General features: G+C 46.9%; 7 protein-coding genes. All 7 read left to right on the forward strand.

The features are described from left to right. The first annotated feature begins 71 nt into the window (after nt 1–71). The 7 genes from ACFVQB_RS04185 (at nt 72) to ACFVQB_RS04215 (ending at nt 8,981) form a co-directional block, all read left to right on the forward strand. The gene (locus ACFVQB_RS04185; protein ID WP_379435134.1) at nt 72–1,715 is read left to right on the forward strand and encodes a TerB N-terminal domain-containing protein; all 1,644 of its coding nucleotides are present in this window, start codon (nt 72–74) and stop codon (nt 1,713–1,715) included. Nucleotides 1,716–1,722: 7 nt separating this feature from the next. Beyond that, nucleotides 1,723–3,066, forward strand: a complete 1,344-nt coding sequence (locus ACFVQB_RS04190; protein ID WP_379435135.1) for an ATP-binding protein — start codon at nt 1,723–1,725, stop codon at nt 3,064–3,066. Beyond that, complete coding sequence (locus ACFVQB_RS04195; protein WP_379435136.1) at nt 3,063–5,276, forward strand: DEAD/DEAH box helicase; 2,214 nt, start codon at nt 3,063–3,065, stop codon at nt 5,274–5,276. The genes ACFVQB_RS04190 and ACFVQB_RS04195 overlap by 4 nt, the downstream gene beginning before the upstream one ends. Nucleotides 5,277–5,613: 337 nt before the next feature. Next, entirely contained in the window at nt 5,614–6,567 is a 954-nt protein-coding gene (locus ACFVQB_RS04200; protein WP_379435137.1) for an EamA family transporter, read from the forward strand. Between the two features lie 202 nt (nt 6,568–6,769). Further along, nucleotides 6,770–7,195, forward strand: a complete 426-nt coding sequence (locus tag ACFVQB_RS04205; RefSeq protein WP_379435138.1) for a cupredoxin domain-containing protein — start codon at nt 6,770–6,772, stop codon at nt 7,193–7,195. A gap of 97 nt (nt 7,196–7,292) precedes the next feature. Then, complete coding sequence (locus ACFVQB_RS04210; protein ID WP_379435139.1) at nt 7,293–8,315, forward strand: SDR family oxidoreductase; 1,023 nt, start codon at nt 7,293–7,295, stop codon at nt 8,313–8,315. A gap of 9 nt (nt 8,316–8,324) precedes the next feature. Continuing rightward, entirely contained in the window at nt 8,325–8,981 is a 657-nt protein-coding gene (locus ACFVQB_RS04215) for a carboxylesterase family protein (protein WP_379435140.1), read from the forward strand. Nucleotides 8,982–9,045: the final 64 nt, after the last annotated feature.

A 9,045-nucleotide genomic window follows, 5' to 3' on the forward strand; every position in this document is an offset into this window, starting at 1 on the left:
GAATGCCTTTCTTTTTTCTGCTAAAAGGAAAGTATTATTTTCATCACCGCAGGCACAGGACAAGTGTTATAATGATGAATATGGATACACTTGTTCGTATTCACACGCAGAGGACGGTGAAACGGAATTCAATGAAAGAGGATTCAAGACAACTGGAATTTATGGAGATAGATCTGAGTGAAGAGCCCATCACAGCGGCAGTCCCGGTTCCTGATCGTTCAACGATTGTCCGTGCTGATTTTGATATAAGATTGCCTGGCGGCATATTGTCTTCGGAGAAAAGGTTTGTGGAGGAAGCAAGGCAACTCATTGAAGTGGAAGGGGAGAATGCTCCCTGGGTTCCTTTCATGAGTTATTGGCCGACCTATGGTGTAATGAACGAACCCCAGCTCAAGTGGTATATGTATTGGAGGACGGAAGTCAGGCAAGGACGTTTCCCTGATACGGATCTGTCCTATCTGTTTGTTCATATTTATGAGCTGATTAACGGAATTGGTTGGCAGGAACCTCAGGAAGGTTACGACCAATTAAAACAGCTATGGGTGAACTATCGTGAGCGGCTTCCGCAGTTGGATGTGTACATGCAGGAGTGGGTTATTGATTATGATCTGGTACATGAGTTGAACATGTCATTATCCGAGATGGTGGAGCTTTCGAGTGGATATCTGCCACCGGAGATTCTGGATATGGAATTGCAACGGCTGTTGAGCAGCAATATATCGGATATCTCGATGAAGCTGTTACAACGATATTATGACTACGATATTACGCTCAGCAAATTTTACAGGGATGGCGGTAAACCAGTTTTGGAACTGTACATTCCCCGAGTCATGGCTTTGGTGGATTCTTATCTGCTGCGTACACGCAAGGCAGGCATATTGGATCAGTTTCAGCTAAACCATGAAAGGACAATCGAGCGTACGCTGTTTCGAAAAGCCGTATATGACGAATCCATTTATGGAAAATCAGTTCAAATGACATATGTTCCGATTGGAGAGCATGCAGATTTTGTCCAGTTTGTAACCCGAGTTTTTCGATGCACGGAAAATAAATGCCGTGAATTGCTCGGTTTCAGAGGGCGGCTTCGTGGAAAGACCCTTGAACCTGAGCTTGCAAACGTGATTGAACGTTACCTGGACAAGGCCTTTGCCGTCGAGCAAATGCCAGTAGTAGAGCAACCGATAGTCCGAATTGATGCGGAGAAACTTGCATCGCTGCAACAGGAAAGCGAATATGTACGCAGAGCACTCATGATCGAGGAAAATCATACCGCCGAAGATGAGGATGCGAACAATGCGAGCAGCCAAGCTCCTATGGTGATCCAAAATTCAACGGATGAAGCTGAAAGAGCTGAGGAGTCTAACCAACCGGAGGTTGGCTTTGAGGGAGCGCTTAAAACTGACGGAGTTCAAGAAAACGGGAATAGCGAGCCATTATCATTACAATGGGAGGCGGATTTTTCTGCTGATCTGGATGAAGAGTGGTTACAGTTCTCTGAAATGCTATCTCCGCAGCATGTACAGGCAGTTCACGCCTTGCTTGGAGTTAATCCGGATACGGAGCTGATGAGGGTGGCTGAGCAATACGGCACAATGCCTGCACTCCTGTTGGATGAAATTAATGATATGGCGATGGAGACGATTGGTGACCTTTTGATTGAAGGTGATCGAATGTTTTCTGATTATATGAATGTGTTTGAACATGTGAAGAGGTGATTGGGCAGTGGTAGAACTTAAAATACCGAAGCGGCTGACTACCGCACTAGTGAATTCGTTGACGGCGGGCGTTGTGCCACGAATTGGACTGGAGCAGATTGCTGTTGGCCGGAAGTCTGAAGTGGACGCGATCTTGCGGGATATGGACAATATTGCAGAAGGCGGCGCAGCGTTTAAACTCATTACAGGAAGGTACGGCAGCGGGAAAAGCTTTCTGCTGCAGATGATTCGGAACTATGCGATGGATCGGGAATTCGTTGTGGCGGATGCCGACTTGTCACCTGAGCGCAGACTGGTGGGAACCAAAGGTCAGGGGCTTGCAACATACCGTGAACTGATGACTCGTCTGTCTACTCGTACACGCCCGGATGGCGGGGCACTGGAACCGATTTTGCAGAAATGGATTGCGGGTCTTCAGCAACAAGCGATGCAAAGTCAGGGCTTGCGCCCGGATGATCCGGCTCTTCCTGCTGAAGTCGAGAAGCAGATCTATGCCGTGACAAACGAAATGCAGAATTTGGTGCATGGATTCGATTTTGCCAAAGTGCTGGCTTCGTACTGGAACGGGTATAAATTAGCGGATGATGACCGCAAACAGGCGGCGCTGCGCTGGTTGAGAGGGGAATTCGCAACCAAGACGGAAGCAAAGAAAGAGCTGGCTGTCGGCGTCATCATTGACGATGATAACTGGTATGACTACTTCAAATTATGGTCCGAATTTACGGCACGGATCGGTTATAAAGGATTGCTGTTATTCATTGATGAGGCGGTGAATCTGTATAAAATTACAAACAGCGTATCCCGGCAAAGCAACTACGAGAAGCTGCTTACCATGTTCAATGATACGATGCAGGGCAAAGCAGAACACCTTGGCATTTTTGTAGGCGGCACACCACAATTTGTGGAGGATGAGAGACGAGGGCTGTTCAGTTATGAAGCACTTCGTTCGAGACTCATTGATGGCCGCTATGCAGCAAGAGAATATGCGAATTATACCGGACCGATTCTGAAACTTTCGATGTTGTCCCATGAAGAGATTTTGATTCTGTTGCAGAAGCTGCGTCAGATTCATGCTCTGCATTTTGGATACAGTGTAAGTCTAACGGATGAGGATTTAGTTGATTTTATGCAAACAGCGGTGAATCGGCTCGGTGCGGATGAGTTACTGACCACACGTGAAGTGGTACGGGACTTCATGGATGTGCTGCATACGCTCCATCAGAATCCCGAAGTGACCTATGCTCAATTGCTTGGTGAGCGAGCAGTTAAACCGAAGGAAGCAGGAAAAGGAACGGATTCTTCATCATCTGCTGATGATCTGGATGATTTTCTGGCGGAGTTTGAATTATGAGTGAGAACCCTTTCTATCGACTGGCCCCTTTTGTACAGGAATTTATTTATAAAAAACGATGGGAAACACTTCGGCCTGCCCAGATTGAAGCTTGCAATATTTGTTTTCATACCCCGCATCATATGCTGATTGCGGCAGGTACAGCCTCCGGCAAGACCGAGGCGGCTTTTTTTCCTGCGCTGACCGAGCTATATGAACGACCCTCGAAATCGGTGGGCATCTTGTACATCGGGCCGCTTAAGGCACTGATTAATGATCAATTCGAGCGACTAAAGGACTTGTTGTCCGAGGGCAATATTCCGGTATGGCACTGGCATGGAGATGTGCCTCAGGCAGAGAAAACACGTCTCATGCGAAGCCCCTCCGGTGTGCTTCAGATTACGCCTGAATCGCTGGAAGGTCTGCTGATGAATCGTCCCAATGCGATTCCGGCGCTATTTCATGATCTGCGGTATGTCATTATTGACGAAGTTCATGCATTCATGGGGGCGGATCGCGGCATTCAGGTATTGAGCGAATTGGCTCGAATTGAGCGCATGGCTGGATGTAAACCGAGAAGAGTGGGATTATCTGCCACACTAAGTGATTATGATGCTGCTACAGCCTGGCTCGCTGCGGGAACTGATCAAGGGGTGGATGTGGTTTCTTCCCCAGGTGGTCGCAAGCTGCGTCTGCGGGTGGAGCATTTTTCATTTCCCGATGCACGGGATGAAGAACAAGCAGAATATCTGCATAACGCACGTAAAGTCTATTACGACTTCATCTATGAGAGCACACATCGCAAAAAAGCTTTGATTTTCACGAATAGCCGGACGGATGCCGAAGTCACTATTCTTGAGATGCGGCGTGTCGCCGCACGGAGACAGGAGCGGGACATATTCCATGTTCATCATGGAAGTATCTCCGCCATGCTGAGAGAAGAGACCGAAGCTGCCTTGCGAACCGGGTCAGGGCCAGCAGTAGCTGCGGCTACCGTAACGTTGGAACTGGGTATCGACCTGGGTGAACTGGAGCGGGTTGTGCAGCTTGGAGCGCCATATAGTGCATCAAGCTTTGTTCAGCGTCTTGGACGGTCAGGCAGGCGAGAGGATATGGCTTCCGAGATGCTTTTTGTATGTCCTGAAGAAGAGGATGAGGAAGCTCAATTGCCTGCTCGTATGCCATGGACACTAATGCGGGCTATTGCTGTTATTGAATTGTATGTAAAGACCAAGTGGGTTGAACCGCTTGAGGCACGTAAGATGCCGATGGGTGTGCTCTATCATCAGACGATGAGCATGCTGAAAAGCATGGGGGAGGCTGAACCCAAAGAATTGGCTGAAGCCATGCTTTCGTTGGCACCATTCGCGCAGATTCGTGCAGATCAATATCAGGTTTTTCTAAATTATTTGATTGAGACCGATCATCTGCAATGGACAGAAGATCGGACATTAATCATCGGGCTTACGGGTGAGAAAACCGTGAATAACTATCGCTTTTACGCGGTGTTCAAAGATGATGAGGAGCACAAAGTACTGAACGGTTCCGAGGAGATCGGTTCGATTACAACCGTGCCTCCACCTGGATACTGTTTCTCTCTTGCCGGAAAACTATGGAAAGTGGAAGAGGTAGATCACAAGCATAAATCCGTGTATGTGAAGGCGGCCAAAGGCAAAGTGGATACGTTATGGCTTGGTGCCGGTGGAGACATTCATACGACGGTCGTCCAGAAAATGCGTGAAGTACTGTCAGACACGGTGATATATCCCTATTTGTCCCCGCAAGCGGTAAATCGACTGGAACGCGCCCGTCGACTTGCGCGTGAAAGTGGATTACTGAAACAGGTTGTCATTCCAGCCGGAGGAGATTCCTTATACGTATTACCTTGGGTGGGAAGCAAGTCTTTTCGCACACTGGAACGTTTAATAAAGCACAACTTATCTGACAAGCGTGCCTTGCGATCTGTTGTACCTATGGAGCCTTACTATTTTGTTGTGTCAGGCAAAGTCGATGGTCGCACACTTTTGGCCGAGATCATGAGTGAGTGTCGAGCAGCAGAAGACGCATCTGCGTTACTTTCAGAAGATGAAGCACCGTATCTTGGTAAATACGATGAATTTGTGGCACCTCCTTTGATCCGAGAGGCCTTTGCTGTGGACGGATTGGATTTAAATGGTCTCAAAGAAGGATTGCAGCAAACGTTAACATGGGATTCTTCATCTATGAAATGACGTAATAACGTATGTCGATTACTTTGAATTTGAATTAAAAAAATTAAATTGCGAATCAGGGTTGACACCACCTCACCTGCCATGTAATATATGAAAAGTCGTCACACACGAATCACAAACAACAAATGCATATTTCATTTCGTATAACCTCGCAGGCCGAAAGTGTACACAGGGCGAGGGTCTCTACGGGAAGCCTATACTTCCTAACTACGATGCCAGGGAATCATTGTATTCCTTGCTCGTAGTTAGGATTTTTTGCATTTGGATGGTGTCTGTGACCTTGGCATGGATCAAACATGCGGACGCATTTTTCGATCATCAGGAGGTTTTATCTACAATGAAATATTATTTGTCCGTTCTCGCAGGAGCGATGAGCTATGGCATATTATCCACAATTGTGGTTCTGGCTTACGGCGAAGGGTACAAACTTGGAGAGGTCGTGGGCACACAACTAATCACGGGCTTCATCCTGTCCTGGATGCTGGCATTATACTCGAAGTTTAGAATGAAACGGAAATCACAGGCAGATGGAAAACCATCAGCAGCTATGGCGAAAGCATTCCAGAAATTAACGTGGAAGCAGCGTTTGCTATTAATGGCTGCCGGGACACCGACAGTTATAACTGGTCTTGTCTATTATCAGTCTTTACGATACATTCCCGCGTCACTGGCCATTATTCTTTTGTTCCAATTTACGTGGATTAGCGTATTGATTCAGGCCGTGAGCAAACGTCAGCGTCCTGACAAAGTAACGTTCCTGACTTTGATTATCCTGTTTGGCGGAACATTGCTGGCAGCAGGTTTCCTGGAACAAGGACTCGGAGAGTTTAACGGCTTGGGCATAGCGCTTGGTTTGATGGCGGCTGTAAGTTACTCCCTGTTTGTGCTATTTAGTGGTAAAGCGGTTCCATCAGCACATCCGGCTTTTCGCAGTGCCTGGATGGTCACAGGGGGTCTGGTCTTGCTGTGCATCCTGTTCCCGCCGACGTTCCTGTTTAACGGATTAATTTGGAGCCAGCTGCTTGTCTTCGGATTGTTGCTTGGCTTCTTCGGAGCTTTTATTCCACCAGTACTGTTCGCCGTAGGTGTGCCTCATATTGGTGGCGACATGGCCGGAATCCTTGGTGCGGTTGAGCTCCCAATCGCAGTGTTGCTCTCATCCATTGTGCTTCACGAGCATGTGAGCGCATTGCAATGGATCGGGGTTATCATAGTGCTGATTGGTGTAGCGCTGCCAGAGATCTATAAGTTACGGATGAGACGAAGTCGAAGCACACCTTTATATTCTTGACTGAGAAATAGATGGAATTATAAAGACAATAGCTGTAGCTGAAAGAGCCTGAGTGACACAGGCTCTTTTTTGATGAATATCTTTATTTGGCTAAGTGACATCCGGTCGATATGGCCCATTCGAGTCATTTTCAATTTGGACCGGATAGGGTATGCTGAAGAAGAGTTGCAATAGATGGGAACATAGATAGAGGAGCGTTGAGATGAAAAGCTGGATTAGCAAAACCTGGCCTTGGCTTACGCTGGGAATTACTGTAGTTGTGCTGCTTGGATCTTTTATGGTGTATTTTATGGGCAAGGATATGTCCCCTGGTTCAGGAAGTGCCTTAACGGCCAAAGCCGAGACGTCGGAGGACTTAAAGGGATATGAAGTTATTAATGTTAACGTAAGTAATGACGGCTTTGAACCTGATGTTATTGAAGTTAAATCCGGAGTCCCCACCAAAATTAACTTTATTCTGACCCGGCAGGTCACACACGTTAAATCGGTGGCATCAAGAAAGCTTGGCATGGACCTGTACATGCAAAAGGGAGATAATTACTACACCTTGGACAAAGATCTCCAGCCTGGGGAGTATGAAATACACTGCGGCATGTACATGATTTACGGTACGATCAAGGTCATATAATGGATAGGAGCAAAGATTCTTCAATTGAGTCTTTGCTCCTCTTTTGTGTGCATGATATCATGGACTAGTGATCAATTTCATCTGGAGGTGGCCAAATATGAAAGCGCTATTTATTGGAGGAACAGGTACCATCAGTGCAGCAATTACCGAACAGCTTGCCAAACAGGGCTGTGAACTTTATTTGCTCAACCGGGGAAATCAAAATGATAATCTGCCTGCGCAAATCAACGTGCTGCAAGCTGATATTAACGATGAAGCACGGGTTGCGGAGTTGATTGCTGACCTGGAGTTCGATGTTGTCGCAGACTTTATCGCATTTGTACCTTCCCAGCTGGAGAGAGATTACCGTTTGTTCAAGGACAAAACGAAGCAGTTTATATTTATCAGTTCGGCATCTGCCTACCAGACACCACTTGCTGATTATCGGATCACGGAAGGAACGCCATTATCCAATCCGTATTGGGAATATTCGCGCAACAAAATTGCATGTGAAGACTACTTAATGAAACAGTATCGTGAAGAAGGATTTCCGGTGACCATTGTGCGTCCTAGCCATACGTATAGTGAACGTTCTGTACCTCTCGGTGTGCACGGAGCAGAGGGAAGCTGGCAGGTCCTCAAGCGCATACGTGAAAATAAACCCGTACTCATTCATGGAGATGGCACATCACTCTGGACAATAACGCATAACCGTGATTTTGCCAAAGGATTTATTGGTCTTATGGGCAATATTCACGCGATTGGTGAATCGGTACATATTACCTCGGACGAGTCAGTAACGTGGAATCAGATCTATGAGATTATTGCAGGAGTGCTTGGTGTCAAGCTTCATGCGGTTCATGTATCCTCCGAGTTTTTGGCGGCGTGCAGTGATCAGGATCTTCGAGGCGGTTTGCTGGGAGACAAAGCGAATACGGTTGTATTTGATAACAGTAAATTAAAAAGGCTTGTTCCGGAATTTGTGGCAACGATTAGGGCCGATCAAGGAATCCGGAGTACCATAGAATATATTCTTGCACATCCTGAATTGCAGACCGAAGATCCCAAATTTGATGCTTGGTGTGACAAGGTTGTCGAAGCATTGGACGAGGCGTTGCTGAAAATTAGAGATGAGAAGTGAGGCGAGCTTATGTCCCAAACTGGGCATCGACTGGTAAAAGAAATTACCAAAACCGTCACATTGGAATATTTACTGCACATTCCCGAGACGGAGGAACCACTTGCTGTGGACCAGAAGTGGCCTGTCCTATTGTTTCTTCATGGTGCTGGGGAACGTGGAAATGATCTGGAAATGCTTAAAGCAAACGGGGTTCCGCTTATTGCTGATCAGGACAAGAGTTTCCCGTTTATCGTGATTTCCCCGCAATGTCCTGTGGACGAATTTTGGGGTATGCATCGAGAAGCTGTAATGGCCCTTCTGGAACATGTTTTGGAAAACGAAGCAGCGGACCCGAACCGGGTGTATCTTACAGGTCTGAGTATGGGCGGGTATGGTACTTGGGATCTGCCACTGTTTTACCCCAATACATTTGCAGCATTGGCTCCTGTATGTGGGGGAGCGGACCCTTCCAAAGCGGAAGAGCTGTGTAATATACCGATCTGGGCATTCCATGGTGCCAAGGATGACGTCGTTTATGTTTCGGAATCCGAGAAGATTGTTCACGCGCTTGAAGCGTTGAACGCGGATGTGAAACTGACGATATACCCTGATGGCGATCATGATGCTTGGACTGAAACGTATGACAATCCGGAGTTGTACAAATGGTTTCTCAGCCATACGTTATAATTAATCATTAGTGAATTGACAATACTCAGCATTGTTAAGTATTTACTTTCGTTATTCGAATCGT

The organism is Paenibacillus sp. NPDC057886 (genome assembly GCF_042796655.1).
In the GTDB taxonomy this organism is placed as follows: domain Bacteria; phylum Bacillota; class Bacilli; order Paenibacillales; family Paenibacillaceae; genus Paenibacillus.